The sequence below is a fragment of the Stenotrophomonas lacuserhaii genome (assembly GCF_014836545.1).
Classification (GTDB): domain Bacteria; phylum Pseudomonadota; class Gammaproteobacteria; order Xanthomonadales; family Xanthomonadaceae; genus Stenotrophomonas; species Stenotrophomonas lacuserhaii.
The window spans coordinates 1-17,644 of the sequence record NZ_JACSQS010000021.1 but is presented as its reverse complement, the minus strand read 5'-3'; the positions used below and the strand labels follow the sequence as shown (position 1 = coordinate 17,644).

Genomic DNA, 17,644 nt, shown 5'->3' with positions numbered 1-17,644 from the left:
CACCGCCTTCTCTGCAGCCGCCCATGCTCCCGCGCAAGACCGACCAAGCCCGAACCGCGCTGCAGGCCCACCGCGCCCCGCTGGACATGCGCCAGCGCCGCCTGCTGATCCTCTGCGACGGCCAACGTGACCTCGCAGCGTTGACCACGATGATCGGTGCGGATGCCCCGGCGATGGTGATCCAGCTGGTCCAGGCCGGCTATCTGGTGACCACACCGGAGGTGCTGGAGGCGTCAGCTCCCACGCCGATAGCGCCTGCCCGCCCGGTCTCACCGATGTCGGCGCCATCGCCGGCAGCTGCCCCGACCGCGCCATCCGCTGAACGCCGGCGTTCGATGGCCGCCGCGCGCATCTACCTGCTGGGCATCCTGGAAATGCAGCGCCACCCGCAGGCCGCCGCGCTGCTGCGCGAACTGCAGCAGGCGCGCCAGGAAGGCGACGTGGTGGACGCCATGCAGGGCGCCCTCGACGCCCTCCCCGGCCTGACCTCGGCCGGCTACGCAGAACGCGTCCACGGCCGGCTGCTGGAAGTCATCCCGCATGAACACCTCAACACGTTCAAAAAGGGGACGGAGGGAGTTAAGTCACTTCCGGCAGTGCCGGAAACGACTTAACTCCCTCCGTCCCCTTTTTATCAGCGGAAGTTGTTGCGCAGGCCGTTCCAGCATTGCTGGTAGTCGCCCTGGCGATGGGCGGCCGACAGGGCCTGCGCGGTCGGGCGGATCACGCCGCGCGTTTCGAACATGAACGCCATGGTGTCCTTGATCACGTCCGGGCGGGACAGGTCGGCCGCCGATGCCTTGTCGAAGGTCGGCGCATCCGGACCGTGGCCGCTCATGCAGTTGTGCAGCGACGCACCGCCAGGCACGAAGCCTTCGGCTTTCGCATCGTAGGCCCCGTGCACCAGGCCCATGAACTCGCTGGCGATGTTGCGGTGGAACCACGGCGGGCGGAACGTGTGCTGGGCCACCAGCCAACGCGGCGGGAAGATGGCGAAATCCATGTTGCTGGTGCCGGCGGTATCGCTCGGCGAATGCAGCACCAGGAAGATCGACGGATCCGGGTGGTCGAAGCTGATCGAACCGATCGTGTTGAAGCGGCGCAGGTCGTAGCGGTACGGCGCGTAGTTGCCGTGCCAGGCCACCACGTCCAGCGGTGAATGGTCGATGCGCGCCCGCCACAGCTGGCCGTCGAACTTCGCCACCAGCTCGAACTCGCCGTCGAGGTCTTCGAACGCCGCATGCGGGGTTTCGAAATCGCGCGGATTGGCCAGTCCATTGGAGCCGATCGGCCCCAGGTCGGGCAGCTTCAGCAGTGCACCGAAGTTCTCGCAGACATAGCCGCGCGCCTGCCCGTCCGGCAATTCAACGCGGAAACGCACGCCGCGCGGGATCACCGCGATCTGCTGCGGCTCGACCTCGACCACGCCCATTTCGGTGAGCAGGCGCAGGCGTCCCAGCTGCGGGACGATCAACAGCTCGCCGTCGGCGTTGTAGAAATAACGCCCCTGCATGTCACGGTTGGCGGCGTACAGGTGGATGGCCACACCGGCATGCGCATCCGGGCCGCCGTTGCCGCCCATCGTGTACAGGCCTTCGACGAAATCAGTCGGTGCCTCGGGCAGCGGCAGCGGGCTCCAGCGCAGCTGGTTCGGCGCCGCCGGCAGCCCGTGGAAGCGGCCCTGCAGGCGATCCTGCGCGAACGCGGTGAACTCGCCATGGGTTACCGCCGGGCGGATCCGGTACAGCCAGCTGCGGCGGTTGCTGCCGCGCGGAGCGGTGAATGCGGTCCCGGACAATTGTTCGGCATACAGCCCGTGGGCCACGGTCTGCGGCGCGTTCTGCCCGATCGGCAGCGCACCGGCCCGCGCTTCGCTGGCGAACTCGTTGCCGAACCCGGTCTGGTAGCCGCGTGCTTCGATGGTGCTGGTCATGTCTGGCATCCCGTCATGTGCCGGCGCGTTGCCGGCACCTACCTTACCCGAGCGATATGCCGCTTACAGTACGCCGCGGCGCATCTGGTCGCGCTCGATGCTCTCGAACAGCGCGGTGAAGTTGCCTTCGCCGAAGCCCTCGTTGCCCTTGCGCTGGATGATCTCGAAGAAGATCGGACCGATGCAGTTCAGGGTGAAGATCTGCAGCAGCTTGCGCTGGTGGGTTTCCGGATCGGCATCGATCAGGATCTTGTTGCGGGCCAGTCGCGCCACGTCCTCGCCATGCCCCGGAACGCGCTGGTCGATCACGTCGAAGTAGGTTTCCGGCGTGTCCAGGAACTGCACGCCCTGCTCGCGCATGGCTTCCACGGTCTCGTAGATGTTCTCGGTGAAGCAGGCGATGTGCTGGATGCCTTCGCCCTTGTAGGCGTCCAGGTATTCGTTGATCTGGCTCTTCGGATCGGACGATTCATTGAGCGGAATACGCACGATGCCGTCCGGGGCGGTCATCGCCTTGGACACCAGGCCGGTCTTCAGGCCCTTGATGTCGAAGTAGCGGATCTCGCGGAAGTTGAACAGCCGCTCGTAATAGTCCGACCACTGCTGCATGTTGCCGAAGTACAGGTTGTGGGTCAGGTGGTCGATGAAGGTCAGGCCGAAGCCCTTCGGTGCCTGGTCGGCGCCCTCGATGGCTTCGTAGTCATCGCCGTAGATGCTGCCGGCGTCGCCGTAGCGGTCCACCAGGTACAGCATGCAGTCGCCGATGCCCTTGATCACTGGCGCATCCACCGCCTTGGAGTCCGGCTTGAAGTCGACCGGCTCGGCGCCATTGCCCAGCGCGGTCTGGTAGACCTCGGCACCGGGCTTCTGGAAGCGGATGGCGAAACCGCAGGCGCACGGACCGTGCTTTTCAGCGAAGTCGGCGGCGAACGAATCCGGGTCTTCGTTGACCAGGAAGTTGACGCCACCCTGCCGGTATACGGTGATCGGGCGGGTGGTGTGCTTCAGCACGGCGGTGAATCCCATGCTGCGGAAGTAGGCATGCAGCTCCTGGCCGCGCCCGGCGGGGGCGGCGAATTCGACGAACTCGAAGCCGTCGATGCCCATCGGGTTTTCGAACGTGGTCACCTGCATGCCCGGATTGGGATGCGAGGCGGTCTGGACGGTGGTATTCATGGCATAAGGCTCCGAATCTTTTCCGCATCAAACCAGGTGCGGGCGACAGAGGGACCCGCGACAATGCAGGGCCAGTACATCCCCTTTATAGTTACACCTGAAACCACCAGCAAGGTGCACCGCAGCATGAGCCCACCCGATCCCGCTTCCACCAGCGTGCGTGCCTCGCACGTCCTGCTCGACCTGGAACAGTTCCTGCCCTACCGGCTGAGCGTGCTCTCCAACCGGGTCAGTGGCAACATCGCCAAACTGTACGGTGACCGCTACGGCCTGGCGATTCCGGAGTGGCGGGTGATCACCATCCTGGCGCTGTACCCCGGCTCGTCGGCCAGCGAAGTGTCCGAACGCACGGCGATGGACAAGGTCGCGGTCAGCCGCGCGGTGGCGCGCCTGCTGGAACGCGGTTTCATCAAGCGCGAAACCCATGGCGATGACCGCCGCCGCTCGGTGCTGGCGCTGTCGGCGGCCGGCTTCGAGGTGTACGAGACCATCGCCCCGCTGGTCATCGAGACCACCCGCAAGCTGATGTCCGTGCTGAGCGAAGACGAGGAACAGCTGCTGGAAAAGCTGATCCTGCGCCTGGCCGGTGAGGGCCTGCAGCGGATGGCCGAATAAGAACGGGCGTCGGGTAGAGCCGACTCCGTCGGCCTGCCCTGGACACCGGCCAGAGCCGATCCTCAGCTCAGGTGCTTGCGCCGGGCGTAGACCCAGGGCGCGGCCAGCGCGCCGATGGCACCGGCGGCGAAGCCCAGCGAGGCCGCCACCGTGGCCGCTTCGATCGCCCCCGGCAGCGCCAGGGCAGCGGTCACCAGCAGCAGCGAGGGCAGGCCGACGAAGATGGCCAGGAAGAACGGCCAGCGCGGCACCCAGGTGCCCAGCTGCAGCAGGCTGACCGGCTGCCAGATGTCCCCGTTGGCGTCCTCGGCGATCTTGCGCACCACCACCGGCAGGCTGATTTCCGGCAGCGCGCGGCCCTGCCGAGCAGTGGCCAGCTCGCGCGCCACCGCCTCGATGGCGGGATAGCTGGACGGCCACGGCTGCGGCGGCCTCACTCCGTAGGCGACCAGCAGCGGCACGCTCAGCCAGGGCGTCGGCAGCGGTCGCAGTCGGCGGCGTCCGTGTACACACCAGACCTCGCGCTGGCCATGCGCGGTGACCTCGTACAGGGCCAGTTCTTCGGGCGGCGGGTAGCCGAGCATGGTGGTCCGCGCGGCCAGCGTGTCCACGCCCATCGCGCGCAGGAAGCCCGGACGGCTGCGTCCTTCCTGCATCCACGCCAAGCCCAACGCGCCGAGCAGCAGGGCGTCGGCATGGTCGCGGCTGCCGACCGTCGCGCGATCATCGCTGGCCAGCAACCAGGCCAGCGACTGCGGCTCGGCGACATCGGCCACCGACCAGCGCCCGCTGTCGCCCAGCACATGCCGCAACGGCAGGCGCATCGGCGCGGTTTCGCCCCGTTCGGCGGCCTGCAGGAACGGCAGCACGCCCTGCACGAATGCCGCCACGTCCACCGCCCGTCCGCCCTGCCCCAGCCATTCCAACGGCAGCAGGCCGGCCAGTTTCGGGTCACGGGCGAGCAGGTCCAGGCGTTCTTTCTGTTCGACCAGCTTCTGCACCGCAGCGGCCAATGCGGGGTTGTCCGGCAGCGCCACCACGGGCAGCTTGTGCGTGCCGGGCGGTATCGCCACCGCAGCCACCGCAGCGCCATCGTCCATCAGCACATCCACCGCAGGCAGTGCCACGGTGTCGGCAGGGGGATGGTCGATCAGCTCGCTGTGCATCGGACGCTCCAGGTCGTGCGCCACGGTCAGCGTGGCGTCGGTACCTTGGCGTTAGCGGCCGCAGCGTGGCGGAATTGAGCGCTGCGGCCTGGCATCGCGCCTCAGCGCGGCGCCCATTCCTTCATGAAGGCGAGGAACTTCGCGCGGTCGTAGCTCTTGCCCTGCTCCAGCTCACCGGTGAACTGCGAATGCAGCAGGCCTCCCTCGGCGTCCAGCACGAACAGGTGCGGGTAGCCCTTCACTTCCGGGAACTGCGACAGGAACGCCTTGTTCTCGTTGTCTTCGCTGTAATTGACCTTCATCCACACGTAGTTCGCGTCACGCAGGCGGCGCACTTCGGCATCGCCTTCGACGAATTTGTCCAGGATGTGGCACCACGGGCACCACTCACCGCCCACGTCCAGGATGATGCGCTTGTTGCCTCGCTGCGCCTCCACTTTGGCTGTTTCCAGGTCGGCGGCCGGGTCGCGGGACGGATCGAACGAGGCGTTGAGCGCGGCGATGGCCGCGATGTCCGCGGCCGCCGGGGTGTTGCCGGAGGCCACCGGCACGCTGGGATCAGCGGCCGGTGCCTCGGTGGGACGCGTATCCAGCGGCTGCGCAGGCGCCTTGGCGGACTCGGAACCGGGTTGCGAGCACGCTGCCAGTGCAGCGGCCAGAACCCCCATGGACATCCAACCTGCGGTCTTGCGCATTCGCTCTTCCTCTTACTTGACGCCGTGCATCAGCTTGTTGATCAGCGGCGCCAGCAGGAACAGGATCACACCCGAACCGATCAACGCCCAGAAGCCGAAGGTATACCCTTTCAGCGCCGATTCCACGGTCATGCCGCCTTCACCGCTGACCACGCCGGCGAAGATGCCCGACAGGTTGTTGCCGATGCCGGTGGACAGGAACCAGCCACCCATGCCGAAGCCGACCAGGCGGACCGGGGCCAGCTTGGTGACCATCGACAGGCCGATCGGCGACAGGCACAGCTCACCGATGGACTGGATCACGTAGACCATGAACAGCGTCCAGAACGGGATCTTGCCGTCCACGACCAGCTGCGACAACGCGAACATCAGCAGGGCGAAGGCCGCGCCGTTGAACAGCAGGCCCAGGCCGAACTTGCGCGGGATGGACGGGTTGGCACGGCCCATCGCCACCCAGATCCACGCGATGATCGGGGCCAGGGTGATGATGGCCACCGAGTTCACCGACTGGAACCAGGCGGTCGGGAATTCCCAGCCGCCGAGGTTGCGGTTGACGATGTTGTCGGCGAGGAAGGTGAACGAGCTGCCGGCCTGTTCGAAGAACATCCAGAACATCACGTTGAAGGCGAAGATGATCAGCATGGCGATCACGCGGTCGCGCGCGACCTTGCCGTTGCGGACACCTTCGACCAGCAGCAGGACGGCCAGCGCGATGAACAGCACCAGCAGGATCCAGGCCAACGCGGTGGCGCCGGTGGAGAGCAGGAAGAACGCCACCGGAATGGCCACCAGCGAACCCACCGCGACCATCACGATGCGGCCATAGCCTTCGGCGCCGGCCGGCGGTGCGCCGATGCCGTTCAGGCCCTTGCGGCCGATGTAGAACCACACCAGGCTGATCAGCATGCCCACGCCGGAGGCGATGAACACCACCTTGTAGGACGGCATCGCACTGGTGCCGAACACCTTGCGTGCGAGGTATTCGGTCAGCACCGGGGCGATCATCGCGCCGATGTTGATGCCCATGTAGAAGATGGTGAAGCCGGAGTCGCGACGCGGATCGTTCAGGCCGTACAGCTTGCCGACCATGGTGGAGATGTTCGGCTTGAACAGGCCGTTGCCCACGATGATCGTGGCCAGGCCCAGTTCGAACACCTGGTGGTTGGGCAGGGAAATCATGAACAGGCCCGCCGCCATGATCACCGCGCCGGTGAGGATCGAGCGCTGGTAGCCCAGCACGCGGTCGGCGATGTAGCCGCCGAAGATGGCCGCTGCGTACACCAGCGCCAGGTAGGCGCCGTAAGTGCGGCTGGCCGCGGCTTCACCGCCGGCATCGCCGTTGAAGAACTGCGAGACGATGTACAGCACCAGTGCCCAGCGGATGCCGTAGAACGCAAAACGTTCCCAGAACTCGGTCATGAACAGCATCCACAGCGGGCGTGGGTGGCCCAATGTGGTCTTGAATTCCGGCACGGCCGGTTCGGGGGTATTCGCAGTGGCGTTCAGGCTCATGCGGGATTCCTGGTTCGGTGGATGACAGGCACGTCCGCTGTGCCGAGCTAACGCGCGAGGATCACCGACTTCTGGCGTTCACGTCAAATACACACCGATCGAAGCAGGTCACTGCCCGGTCGCGGAACTTGCATCTGCAACAATCTGAATGGGCGAGACCGGCCGCTCAGCCTTCCAGCGTGGTCCGCACCTGGAACAGTTCGGGGAAGAAGGTCAGGTCAAGCGCCTTGGCCAGGAAGCCCACCCCGGACGAGCCGCCGGTGCCGCGCTTGAAGCCGATCACCCGCATCACGGTGCGCATATGGCGGAACCGCCACAGCTGGAAGGCCGTCTCCAGATCAACCAGGTCCTCGCACAGCGCGTACTCGCGCCAGTAGCGGTCGGTGTCCTGGTAGATGCGCTCGAACACCGGGTGCAGCGCATCGTCGGCCACGTGCGGCAGTGACCAGTCGCGGTCCAGGTACTGCGCCGGGATGTCGTGGCCGAAGCGCGACAGGTACTGCAGGAATTCCTCGTACAGGCTCGGCGCCTGGAGTGCCTGGCGCAGCCGCTGCTGGCCCGCTTCGTCGTGCTCGAACACCTTGAGCATCTGCGCGTTCTTGTTGCCCAGCAGGAACTCGATGTAGCGGTACTGCAGCGACTGGAAGCCCGAGGAAGGGCCCAGCACATCGCGGAATCCCATGTACTCGGACGGGGTCAGCGTCTCCAGCACCGACCATTGCTCGGTCAGCTGTCGCAGCACCAGCTTGCTGCGCGCCAGCACCTTCTGGCACTGCCAGACCTGGTCACGCTGCAGGAAGCCGATCGCCGCGCCCAGCTCGTGCGCCAGCAGCTTCAGCCACAGCTCGGAGGTCTGGTGCTGGATGATGAACAGCATCTCGTCGTGGTGCGGCGGGCTGGAAAGCGGCTGCTGCGCGGCGAGCAGCTGGTCCAGCCGCAGGTAGCCGCCATAGGTCAGCCGGTCCTGCAGGTCGGTCAGGATGCCGGCTTCGAGATCACGTTGGTTGTTGTCGACGGACATGGGGCGGGACCGGCTGAAAAGAGAAAGCGTAGCAGGCCGACCGCGGATCGCCGGTGCGGGGGGTGAGGACCGTGGGCCGCTGGCTTCGGTGGGTGACGACCGTTGGTCGTCACAGGCCCCGTGGAACGCACAAACCCGCCTCCCGGCGCGTGGAACCGCTTCCGCAGGGTCCCATCCCTGCCCTCACGGGCGTATTCTGGTGCTCTGCAGCAACGGCTGAATACGTTGCTGTCACGGGCCGCCTACCCGCCGGCAGGAGCCTGGCGGGGGAAACCCTTGCTGCGCCGCAGGACAGCTTTTTCATACGCCGTCCTTAACATGGCGATTCATATCATTTGTAACTTCCTGTCGAAGGTGCAGTCCGCAATGACAGTTGCCGCTGAGTTCAAGATCGAATACCTCCAGTACCTCAACGCAGACGGCAAGCTCGTCCGCGATGACCTGCCCGCTTCGCTGCGGGATCCCAAGGTGCTGGTCCCGCTGTTCAAGCAGATGCTCTACGTGCGCGTCTTCGACAGCAAGTCCATCGCCCTGCAGCGCACCGGCAAGCTCGGCACCTATGCCGCCTGCCTGGGCCACGAAGCCGCGCATGTCGGCATCGGTGCAGCCATGCATCCGGGCGACGTGTTCGCGCCGAGCTACCGTGAATACGGCGCCATGTTCATGCGCGGCGTGCGCCCCTACGACGTGCTGATGTACTGGGGCGGCGACGAGCGCGGCAACGACTACGGCGGCAATGCGGCCAAGGACTTCCCGTTCTGCGTGCCCATTTCCACCCAGTGCCTGCACGCGGCCGGTGCGGCGCTGAAGTTCAAACTCAACGAGGAGAAGCAGATCGCCGTGGCGGTGTGCGGTGACGGTGGCAGTTCCAAGACCGACTTCTACGCGGCACTGAATTCGGCCGGCGCCTACAAGCTGCCGCTGATCCTGTGCATCGTCAACAACGGCTGGGCCATTTCAGTGCCCCGTTCGGCCCAGACCGGTGCCGAAACGCTGGCCCAGAAGGGCCTGGCCGGTGGCCTGCATTGCCTGCAGGTGGATGGCAACGACCTGATCGCAGTGCTGGCGGCGATGGAACAGGCGCGCGAGCGCGGCCTGTCCGGCAACGGCGGTACGGTGCTGGAACTGATGACCTACCGCCTGTCCGACCACACCACCGCCGACGACGCGCGCCGCTACCGCGACGACGCCGAAGTGAAGGATGCCTGGCTGCTGGAGCCGATGCTGCGCCTGCGCAAGTACCTGACCGACCAGGGCGTGTGGAGCGAAGCCGAAGAAAAGGCCTGGATCGAGCAGTGCGGCGCGCGCGTGGACGAGGACGTGAACCAGTACCTCAACACCCCGGTGCAGCCGGTCGAAGCGATGTTTGATTTCCTGTATGCCGATCCGCCACCGGACCTGCTGGCCCAGCGCGCTGCCGCCATTGCCCTGGAGCAGCGTCATGGATGACATCAAGCACGGCGTTCCTGCTTCCCGCACCAATGCCGCCGACAGCGCCGCTGTCGCCGGTGGAGACACGGTCATGACCAGCACCCCCATCACCCTGATCGAAGCCATCACCCAGGCGCTGGCCTGGGAGCTTGAGCACGACAAATCCGTGCTGGTGCTGGGCGAGGACGTGGGCGTCAACGGCGGCGTGTTCCGCGCCACCGCCGGCCTGCAGCAGCGCTTCGGGGCCAACCGCATCCTCGATACTCCGCTGGATGAAACCACCATCGCCGGCCTGACCATCGGCCTGGCCGCGCAGGGCATGAAGCCGATCGCAGAAGCCCAGTTCGACGGCTTCATGTACCCGATGGTCGACCACATCATCTGCCATGCCGCGCGCCTGCGTACCCGTACCCGTGGCCGCCTGCACTGCCCGATGGTGCTGCGCGTGCCGTGGGGCGGTGGCATCCGGGCCCCGGAACACCACAGCGAAGCCAACGAATCGATCTTCACCAACGTGCCCGGCCTGCGCGTGGTGCTGCCGTCCTCGCCGCAGCGCGCCTACGGCCTGCTGCTGGCGGCGATCCGCGAACCGGATCCGGTCATCTACATGGAGCCCAAGCGCATCTACCGGCAGTACAAGGAAGTGGTGGCCAACGATGGCGAAGCGCTGCCGCTGGACGTCTGCTTCGTGCTGCGCGACGGCACCGACGTGACCCTGGTGACCTGGGGCGCACAGGTGAAGGAAGCACTGGAAGCAGCCGACAAGCTGGCCGGCGAAGGCATCAGTGCCGAAGTCATCGACGTGGCCACGCTGCGCCCGCTGGACTTCGCCACCATCGCTGAATCGGTGGCCAAGACCGGCCGCTGCGTGATCGTGCAGGAGGCCCCGAAGACCGCGGGCTTCGGCGCGGAGATCGCCGCGCGGCTGGCCGAGGAATCGCTCTACGACCTGCTGGCACCGGTTGAGCGGGTCACCGGCTATGACACCCACATTCCGTTGTTCCGCCTGGAAATGAAGTACCTGCCCAGCGTGGAGCGGATCGTGGCGGCGGCCAAGCGCGCCGTTGCGGCAGGCTGACATGCGGGCCCGTCTTCTCGGCCCGTACCGCAGCCAGTACCCCAACCCGCTCCGGTTGCGCACCGGCCAGATCGTCGAGGTCGGCGTGCGTGACGAAGAATGGCCGGCATTCGCCTGGGTGCGCACCCGCGAAGGTGGCGCAGGCTGGGCGCCGGTCGCCTGGCTGCAGCTGCTGGACGATGGCCAGGCAGAAGCCCTGCGTGACTATGACGCCCGCGAGCTGGACGTGGAAAACGGCGAGATGGTACGGCTGCATCATGAACATGGGGGCTGGTGGTGGTCCGAGCGCGCGAATGGCGCGACGGGCTGGCTGCCGGCCCACGAACTGGAACTGCTGGAAGAGAACTGCACATGAGCCAGACCAAGAATTTCAACCTGCCCGACCTGGGCGAAGGCCTGCCGGACGCCACCATCGTGGAATGGTTCGTCAAGGAAGGCGACACCATCCGCCTGGATGAGCCGCTGGTATCGATGGAGACGGCCAAGGCCGTGGTGGAAGTGCCTTCGCCGGTGTCCGGCAGGATACTGAAGCTGTCCGGCGCGGCCGGTGACATCATCCCGACCGGCGCGGTGCTGGCCAGTTTCGAACTGGACCCGAACCTGCCGCAGCGTGCGGACGGCCAGGACACCGGCCACAGTCACGGCCACGCTGCACCGGCGGCGACGCCGAGCACCGGGCAGCCGGCGCCGGCCCAGGCCGATGCCGTGGTGGCCTCTGATGAAGGCGGCGCGATCAAGGACGCCGGCGAGCGCGATGACGCCGGCACCGTGGTCGGCGCGATGCAGAGCTCCAACACCGTGCACGCCGAACAAGCGGTCGCTGTCGGCGGCGTCAAGGCCGTGCCGGCGGTGCGTGCGATGGCGCGCAAGCTGGGCGTGGACCTGTCGCGCGTGCGTGCCAGCGGTACCGATGGCGCGGTGACCATGGCCGACGTCAAGCAGGCCGCCGCCGATGGCAGTGCCAAGGTCGGCGCTACACCGACTGCAGCGGCGGCGCCGCAGGCCGCGCAGGTGTCCGCACCGGCACCGGCACGCGTGGAAAGCCCGCGCGCGCCGATGTCGGCCGCCGGCAAGCCGATGCGCACCCAGCCGCCGGGCGTGTCCGCCAAGGGCCAGCCGGAGCAGCTGAAGGGCGTGCGTCGCAACATGGCGCGGGTGATGGCCGATGCGCACAGCAAGGTGGTGCCGACCACGCTGAACGATGATGCCGACCTGCATGCGTGGCTGCCGGGCAACGATGTCACCGCCCGTCTGGTGCGCGCGATCGTGGTCGCCTGCCAGAAGGTCCCGGCGATGAACGCCTGGTTCGACGGCGAAGCGCTGACCCGCACCCTGCACGCGCACGTGGACGTGGGCATCGCGGTGGACACCGAGGAAGGCCTGTTCGTGCCGGCCCTGCGCAACGCCGACATGCTCGATGCGCGCGGGATCCGCGAAGGCGTCAACCGCCTGCGTGAGCAGGTCGAAGCGCGTTCGATCGCCGCCTCTGAACTGAGTGGCTACACGATCTCGCTGTCCAACTTCGGCATGTTCGCCGGCCGCTACGCCACCCCGGTGGTGGTGCCGCCGTGCGTGGCCATCGTCGGTGCCGGGCGTGCCCGCTACCAGATGACTCCGGTAATGGGCGGCGTGGAATCGCACAAGGTGATCCCGCTGTCGGTCACTTTCGACCACCGCGTGGCCACCGGCGGCGAAGCCGCCCGCTTCCTGCGCGCGATGATGGACGACCTGGCCCTGGCCAACTGATGCGGTAATGACGGCCCTTGTGGGTGACGACCGTTGGTCGTCACCCACACGTGCTCAGGCCAGCTCAGCGGCGCTGACCACGTGTTCGCCGGGCCGCGGTGCCAATGCGGCATCCACCAGCGCGGCCGCGATGTTCTCCGCCGGATTGATCCGCCAGCCGCGCGGCAACAGCGGACCCAGCACGCCCAGCACCTGCAGCGCCAGCTGTTCACCGGTGCGTTTGTGCGCACGCTGGCCGCCGATCAGCCCGGGCCGCACCAGCGTCAACGAATCGAAATCCAGCCCGCGCAGCTCCTGTTCCAGCGCACCCTTCACGCGGTTGTAGAAGATCCGCGATCCCGCATCCGCGCCCGCCGCGGAGTTCAGTACGAAGGTGCCGGCACCATGCGCAAGGGCCTGGCCGGCGAAGGTCAACGGGTAGTCGTGGTCGATGCGCTTGAAGGCCTCGCGGCTGCCGGCCTGGGCCATCGTGCTGCCCAGCGCGCAGATCACCGCATCCACCGCCCACCACGGCGCGGTGCCGGGCAGGTGCTCGAAATCCAGCACCGGATTGTCCAGCTTGGACGCGCTCGCCTGCAGCGGCCGCCGGCTCGGCGCCACCAGCCCCGTGCAGCGCGGATCGTCCAGCAACAACGCCAGTGCCTGGCTCCCTACGAGTCCGGTCGCGCCCAACAGCATTACCCGCATCGCCTTCTCCCCTGGCTGATTTTCCCCATCGTGAACGCTGGACGGGTATAAAGCCAACGACGGCTGCGCCGATATGCTGTCACCAGCCTTGGCCTCCCCCGGACACTCCTGCATGACGGACCGCCGTGACTCCCGCCCCGCCCCCGGCGCCCAGCCTGGACCGCTGGCGCTGGTCCGTGCGGCCGCCGTGGGCGGCGCCGGTCCCCGCGCAGTGACCCGCGGTGGCAACGGACTCAGCCTGCAGCAGCTGTTCGCGCACGCCGCACACCCCGAATCCCTGCTGGCGGCCTTTGCCGATGGCATGGCGACCCTGCCCGGGGAGCTCGGCGACATGGGCGACCGCCTGCAGTCGGCGCAGGCCGATGCGGACTGGCCACGCTACGGCCGCGCGATGCGCCAGCTGATCGACAAGTACATCCGCACCATCGAACTGCATGCCCCCGATGCGCCGCCCGACGGCGATCGCCTGCGCGAACAGCTGCGCCAGGTGCTGGGCATCACCGTGGCCGGCCTGCTGCAGCACGATCCGCAGCTGCGCGAACAGGCCGTGGCGCAGGCCGCCGCATGGAAGCAATGGCAGCCCGGCCAGCCGCTGGACGCGCTGGAACAGGGCCAGCGCGAACTGGGCCACCAGATCGGCGTGCGCAGCGAGGCCTGGCAGGAACGCGACGAGCTGCTGCTGGGCCTGTTCGACCTGCTGCTGGAAAACATCAGCGAACTGCTCGATGACGGGGCTTGGCTGCACGGACAGATCGACGCGGTGCGCCAGTTGTTGTCCGGTCCGCTGGACACCGCGGCGGTCGAGCGGACCCGCAGTGAACTGCGCCAGGTGATCTACAAGCAGGGCCTGCTCAAGCAGGGCATCAGCGAATCCAAGGCCGCCATGCGCGGGCTGATGGGCGACTTCGTGCAACAGCTGGACGGCATGGCCAACAGCACCGGCGAGTACCACGACCGCATCAGCAGCTACGCCCTGGCGCTGCGTGAAGCACGCAGCATCGCCGACCTCAACCAGCTGCTGCAGGGCGTGCTGCAGGACACCGGCCGGGTGCAGCAGCAGGCTGCGCAGGCACGCGACCATCTGGCCAACGCACGGCTGGAAGTGGAAGTGGCCGAACAGCGCATCGCCCAGCTGGAACAGGACCTGCGCGAGGTGACCGACCTGGTCCGTACCGACCCACTGACCGGCGCACTCAACCGCCGCGGACTGGACGAGCTGTTGCAGTCCGAACTGGCACGTTCGGGCCGGGCCGGCACTGCGCTGGCGGTCGCGGTGATCGATCTGGATGAGTTCAGCCAGACCAATTCGCAGTTCGGCCACGCCGGCGGCGACGCCGTGCTCAAGCATTTCGTCAGTGTCTGCCAACTGCTGCTGCGTGCCAGCGACAACGTGGCGCGGCTCGGTGGCGACGAGTTCGTGCTGGTCATGCCGGACACCCCCGGTGCAGACAGCATGTCGACCCTGCAGCGCCTGCAGCGTTCATTCGCCCAGCGCGTGCTGAACGTGCAGGACCAGCGCGTTCCGGTGCATTTCAGCGCCGGGTTGGCGCAGTGGAGCGCCGGCGATACCGCAGAGTCGCTGCTGCGACGCGCCGACGAAGCGTTGTACGCGGCCAAGCGGCTGGGCCGCAACCGCGTGCAGGCCGGCTGAAGGGTAATGACCGCCCGATAGTGACGGCCGCTCTCGGTGGGTGACGACCGTTGGTCGTCACAGCCTTCGATCCTCAGAAGCGTGACGACCAACGGTCATCACCCACCAAGGCCACCTGTTCGTCAATGCGCCGGCTTGCCGCGCAGCTTCTGCACCAGCATCACCGCGCCCAGCACCAGCGCACCGATCACCACGCCCACGCCCACGTTCGCCAGCGCGTTGACCAGCCACGCCCACTGCCCTTCACCACCATGCTCCAGCACCCAGTGGTGCAGCGCCGGCACGTTGTGCACCAGGATGCCACCACCAACCAGGAACATCGCGGCAGTGCCGGCAATGGACAGGAACTTCATCAACCATGGCGCACTGGCGACCATGCCGCGCCCGAAGGCCGCTACCGCGCCGCCCTTCCTGGCCAGGTACAGCCCGGCGTCGTCGATCTTGACGATGCCGGCCACCAGCCCGTAGACGAAGACGGTCATCGCCACGGCCACCACGCTCAGGGTCAGCAGCTGCTGGGTGAATGCCGCGCCGGAGGTGACCACCACGCCCAGGGTCAGCACGATCACCTCGGCCGACAGGATGAAATCGGTGCGGATCGCTCCTTTGATCTTGTCCTTCTCGAAGGCGACCATGTCCACCTGCTCATCGGCCAGCGCCTGGCGCCGCTCCGCCTGCTTGGCCTCATCTTCTTCGGCCGGATGCAGGAAGCGATGGGCCAGCTTCTCCACGCCTTCGTAGCAAAGGAAGGCACCGCCCAGCATCATCAGCGGCACGATCAGCGGCACGTTGTAGCCGCGCGACTTCAGCCAGGCCTCCAGCGCACTGATCGCCAGCGCCGCCGGCACCAGGATCAGCTTGTTGACCAGCGACCCCTTGGCCACCGCCCAGATCACCGGCAGTTCCCGGTTGGCGCTCATGCCGGTGACCTGCTGCGCGTTGAGCGCCAGGTCATCGCCCAGCACGCCGGCGGTCTTCTTTGCCGCGACCTTGGTCAGGACCGCCACATCGTCCAGCAGGGTGGCGATGTCATCGAGCAGGGTGAACAGGCTGGCGCCGGCCATGAAAGGTCCATGTTGGAAGGGAGGTCGAGGCTGGATTCTGACCGAAAAGGCGTGAATCCTGAAAGACGGCGTCCGGATTCACCACTCCACTACCTGGGCGCAGCCACACTGGGCCTCCCGTACCGTCGCGGAGTCCTGCTTGAACAACCCGTCTGCCGCGCCCGCCAACCCGCCCCTGATCACCGGCATGAACCGTCGCAGCCAGATCCTCCGCCTGCTGATGCGCTATCGCAATTCCGGCGTTTTCTCCGGAATGAACCTGGAAGCCGCTGGCGCCCCCGACGTGCCGCCGGACGGCAACCCGGAGCAGTTCGTCACCGATCTGGAATCGCTCGGCCCGACCTTCGTCAAGCTGGGCCAGATGCTGTCCACCCGTCCGGACATGGTGCCGGTGGAGTTCGCCACGGCGCTGGAACGGATGCAGGAAAGCGTCGCGCCGATCCCGGTCGAACGCATCCACACCATCATCGAAAAGGAGCTGGGCGCCACGGTGTCCACCCTGTTCGCCAGCTTCGATCCGGTGCCGCTGGGCTGTGCATCGATCGCCCAGGTCCACCGCGCCACCCTGCGCGATGGCCGCGAAGTGGCGGTGAAAGTGCAGAAGCCGGAGGTTGCCGCGCAGCTGCGTTCGGACCTGGAAGCGCTGCGCAGCTTCGCGCTGGCCGCCGATCACCTGACCCAGGTCGGCCGCCGGGTGCGCCTGCGCGACTGGCTCAACGAGTTCGCCAAGACCCTGATGCAGGAGCTGGACTACCAGGCCGAAGCGGAGAACCTGCAGCGCTTCGGCCAGCACCTGCGCCCCTTCAAGCCGCTGTGGGTACCGCAGCCGGTGTGGGACTACTGCAGCCATCGCGTGCTGACCATGCAGCTGGCCGACGGCGTGCGCGTGGACATGATCCCGGACATCCGCCGCACCGAACAATCGATGGATCCGCTGGCGGCCGCGCTGATCCGCGGCTACCTGGACCAGATCTTCGTGCACGGCGAAATCCATGCCGATCCGCATCCGGGCAACCTGCGGGTGACCCATGACGGCCGCCTGGCGATCTTCGACCTCGGCATGGTCGCGCACATGCCACCGCGGCTGCGCGAGCGCCTGCTGAAGGTGCTGTTTGCCGCCGTGGACGGACGCGGTGAGGAAGTGGCCGATGAGATCATCGCCATCAGCACGCGGCTGGAATCGTTCGAAGAAGAACGTTACCTGCGCGAGACCGGGCAGATGATCGCCCGCTACGCCGCCAGCAACCATTATTCCGAAGGCCGCGTGGTGCTGGACATGGTGCGCATCGCCACCGCCAGCGGCCTGCGCACGCCGCCGGAGCTGAGCCTGATCGGCAAGGCGCTGTTGAACCTGGAAACCGTGTGCCGGCTGTTGTCGCCGACGCTGGATACGCGGCGCATCGTGGAAAAGCAGCTGCAGCATGTGATGCGCGCGCGCCTGAAGAAATCGCTGTCGGCGGCCAACCTGGCCAGCGAAGCGATGGAAGTGCAGGAACTGCTGCGGGTCGGTCCGCGCAAGATGACCGACATCCTGGCGCTGTTGGCAGAGAACCGCCTGCAGATGAAGGTGACCGGGCTGGAAGAATCGCGGCTGATGGAAAACCTGCAGAAGATCGCCAACCGCGTGTCCGCCGGCATCGTCACTGCCGCGCTGATCCTGGCGTCGGCGTTGATGATGAAGGTGGACAACGGCGTGCACCTGTTCGGGTATCCGGCCATCGCGATGATATTGATGCTGATCGGCGTATTCCTGGGCCTGGGCATCATCACCAGTGCGCTGTTGTTCGACCGCCGCGCACGCGCCCGCGAAGAGCGCGGCCACCGGTAATCGTAGTGTCGAGCTTGCTCGACACCACGCTGTGTTCGACA

At 66.9% G+C, this 17,644-nt stretch carries 16 protein-coding genes; 8 read left to right on the top strand and 8 right to left on the bottom strand.

The window, feature by feature from the left end:
* Positions 1-23: 23 nt before the first annotated feature.
* Entirely contained in the window at positions 24-614 is a 591-nt protein-coding gene (locus tag H9654_RS15840) for a hypothetical protein (protein WP_101099300.1), read from the top strand.
* A gap of 20 nt (positions 615-634) precedes the next feature.
* Here the strand turns inward: H9654_RS15840 and hmgA are convergent, their stop codons facing one another.
* Both hmgA and hppD read right to left on the bottom strand, forming a co-directional pair.
* The gene (gene hmgA / locus H9654_RS15835) at positions 635-1,933 is read right to left on the bottom strand and encodes a homogentisate 1,2-dioxygenase (protein WP_191771737.1); all 1,299 of its coding nucleotides are present in this window, start codon (positions 1,931-1,933) and stop codon (positions 635-637) included.
* A gap of 63 nt (positions 1,934-1,996) precedes the next feature.
* The gene (gene hppD / locus H9654_RS15830) at positions 1,997-3,109 is read right to left on the bottom strand and encodes a 4-hydroxyphenylpyruvate dioxygenase (RefSeq protein ID WP_191771736.1); all 1,113 of its coding nucleotides are present in this window, start codon (positions 3,107-3,109) and stop codon (positions 1,997-1,999) included.
* Between the two features lie 63 nt (positions 3,110-3,172).
* On the opposite strand from hppD, the gene H9654_RS15825 reads away from it, so the two are divergent.
* Positions 3,173-3,724 carry a MarR family winged helix-turn-helix transcriptional regulator gene (locus H9654_RS15825; protein WP_101099298.1) on the top strand — a complete coding sequence of 184 codons (552 nt, stop codon included), beginning with the start codon at positions 3,173-3,175 and terminating at the stop codon, positions 3,722-3,724.
* Positions 3,725-3,786: 62 nt separating this feature from the next.
* Here the strand turns inward: H9654_RS15825 and H9654_RS15820 are convergent, their stop codons facing one another.
* The 4 genes from H9654_RS15820 to H9654_RS15805 form a co-directional block, all read right to left on the bottom strand.
* Entirely contained in the window at positions 3,787-4,890 is a 1,104-nt protein-coding gene (locus tag H9654_RS15820) for a hypothetical protein (protein ID WP_191771735.1), read from the bottom strand.
* A gap of 101 nt (positions 4,891-4,991) precedes the next feature.
* Positions 4,992-5,585, bottom strand: coding sequence for a thioredoxin family protein (locus H9654_RS15815; protein ID WP_191771734.1), 594 nt, complete (start codon positions 5,583-5,585; stop codon positions 4,992-4,994).
* Positions 5,586-5,597: 12 nt separating this feature from the next.
* A complete protein-coding gene (locus tag H9654_RS15810; RefSeq protein ID WP_042615242.1) occupies positions 5,598-7,097 on the bottom strand; it encodes a peptide MFS transporter in 1,500 nt (499 codons plus the stop codon).
* Between the two features lie 166 nt (positions 7,098-7,263).
* Positions 7,264-8,118 (bottom strand): tryptophan 2,3-dioxygenase, encoded by an 855-nt coding sequence (locus tag H9654_RS15805; RefSeq protein WP_191771733.1) that lies wholly within the window; start codon positions 8,116-8,118, stop codon positions 7,264-7,266.
* A gap of 366 nt (positions 8,119-8,484) precedes the next feature.
* On the opposite strand from H9654_RS15805, the gene pdhA reads away from it, so the two are divergent.
* The 4 genes from pdhA to H9654_RS15785 are packed head-to-tail and all read left to right on the top strand — an operon-like array spanning position 8,485 to position 12,373.
* Positions 8,485-9,567, top strand: coding sequence for a pyruvate dehydrogenase (acetyl-transferring) E1 component subunit alpha (gene pdhA, locus H9654_RS15800; RefSeq protein WP_042615244.1), 1,083 nt, complete (start codon positions 8,485-8,487; stop codon positions 9,565-9,567).
* Entirely contained in the window at positions 9,560-10,627 is a 1,068-nt protein-coding gene (locus H9654_RS15795) for an alpha-ketoacid dehydrogenase subunit beta (protein ID WP_101099354.1), read from the top strand. Before pdhA ends, H9654_RS15795 begins: the two co-directional genes overlap by 8 nt.
* Before the next feature lies 1 nt (position 10,628).
* Entirely contained in the window at positions 10,629-10,982 is a 354-nt protein-coding gene (locus H9654_RS15790; RefSeq protein WP_191771732.1) for an SH3 domain-containing protein, read from the top strand.
* On the top strand, positions 10,979-12,373 hold the full coding sequence (locus tag H9654_RS15785) for a dihydrolipoamide acetyltransferase family protein (RefSeq protein WP_191771731.1): 1,395 nt from the start codon (positions 10,979-10,981) through the stop codon (positions 12,371-12,373). The genes H9654_RS15790 and H9654_RS15785 overlap by 4 nt, the downstream gene beginning before the upstream one ends.
* 54 nt (positions 12,374-12,427) lie before the next feature.
* On the opposite strand, the gene H9654_RS15780 is transcribed toward H9654_RS15785, so the two are convergent.
* Positions 12,428-13,060, bottom strand: a complete 633-nt coding sequence (locus H9654_RS15780) for a Rossmann-fold NAD(P)-binding domain-containing protein (protein ID WP_191771730.1) — start codon at positions 13,058-13,060, stop codon at positions 12,428-12,430.
* A 112-nt stretch (positions 13,061-13,172) separates the two neighbouring features.
* Here H9654_RS15780 and H9654_RS15775 point away from each other — a divergent pair, with 112 nt between their 5' ends.
* Positions 13,173-14,711, top strand: coding sequence for a GGDEF domain-containing protein (locus H9654_RS15775; RefSeq protein WP_191771729.1), 1,539 nt, complete (start codon positions 13,173-13,175; stop codon positions 14,709-14,711).
* 122 nt (positions 14,712-14,833) lie between these two features.
* On the opposite strand, the gene H9654_RS15770 is transcribed toward H9654_RS15775, so the two are convergent.
* A complete protein-coding gene (locus tag H9654_RS15770; protein WP_182656255.1) occupies positions 14,834-15,775 on the bottom strand; it encodes a DUF808 domain-containing protein in 942 nt (313 codons plus the stop codon).
* A gap of 187 nt (positions 15,776-15,962) precedes the next feature.
* Here H9654_RS15770 and H9654_RS15765 point away from each other — a divergent pair, with 187 nt between their 5' ends.
* Positions 15,963-17,603, top strand: a complete 1,641-nt coding sequence (locus H9654_RS15765) for an ABC1 kinase family protein (RefSeq protein ID WP_182656401.1) — start codon at positions 15,963-15,965, stop codon at positions 17,601-17,603.
* The last annotated feature ends 41 nt before the right edge of the window (positions 17,604-17,644 follow it).

Coding starts and splice junctions, on each gene's coding strand:
- H9654_RS15810 (WP_042615242.1), bottom strand. CDS start 7,097: ATGAGCCTGAACGCCACTGCGAATACCCCCGAACCGGCCGTGCCGGAA.
- H9654_RS15825 (WP_101099298.1), top strand. CDS start 3,173: ATGCAGGGCCAGTACATCCCCTTTATAGTTACACCTGAAACCACCAGC.
- H9654_RS15790 (WP_191771732.1), top strand. CDS start 10,629: ATGCGGGCCCGTCTTCTCGGCCCGTACCGCAGCCAGTACCCCAACCCG.
- H9654_RS15775 (WP_191771729.1), top strand. CDS start 13,173: ATGACGGACCGCCGTGACTCCCGCCCCGCCCCCGGCGCCCAGCCTGGA.
- H9654_RS15815 (WP_191771734.1), bottom strand. CDS start 5,585: ATGCGCAAGACCGCAGGTTGGATGTCCATGGGGGTTCTGGCCGCTGCA.
- hppD (WP_191771736.1), bottom strand. CDS start 3,109: ATGAATACCACCGTCCAGACCGCCTCGCATCCCAATCCGGGCATGCAG.
- H9654_RS15785 (WP_191771731.1), top strand. CDS start 10,979: ATGAGCCAGACCAAGAATTTCAACCTGCCCGACCTGGGCGAAGGCCTG.
- H9654_RS15840 (WP_101099300.1), top strand. CDS start 24: ATGCTCCCGCGCAAGACCGACCAAGCCCGAACCGCGCTGCAGGCCCAC.
- pdhA (WP_042615244.1), top strand. CDS start 8,485: ATGACAGTTGCCGCTGAGTTCAAGATCGAATACCTCCAGTACCTCAAC.
- H9654_RS15780 (WP_191771730.1), bottom strand. CDS start 13,060: ATGCGGGTAATGCTGTTGGGCGCGACCGGACTCGTAGGGAGCCAGGCA.
- H9654_RS15770 (WP_182656255.1), bottom strand. CDS start 15,775: ATGGCCGGCGCCAGCCTGTTCACCCTGCTCGATGACATCGCCACCCTG.
- H9654_RS15820 (WP_191771735.1), bottom strand. CDS start 4,890: ATGCACAGCGAGCTGATCGACCATCCCCCTGCCGACACCGTGGCACTG.
- H9654_RS15795 (WP_101099354.1), top strand. CDS start 9,560: ATGGATGACATCAAGCACGGCGTTCCTGCTTCCCGCACCAATGCCGCC.
- H9654_RS15805 (WP_191771733.1), bottom strand. CDS start 8,118: ATGTCCGTCGACAACAACCAACGTGATCTCGAAGCCGGCATCCTGACC.
- H9654_RS15765 (WP_182656401.1), top strand. CDS start 15,963: ATGAACCGTCGCAGCCAGATCCTCCGCCTGCTGATGCGCTATCGCAAT.
- hmgA (WP_191771737.1), bottom strand. CDS start 1,933: ATGACCAGCACCATCGAAGCACGCGGCTACCAGACCGGGTTCGGCAAC.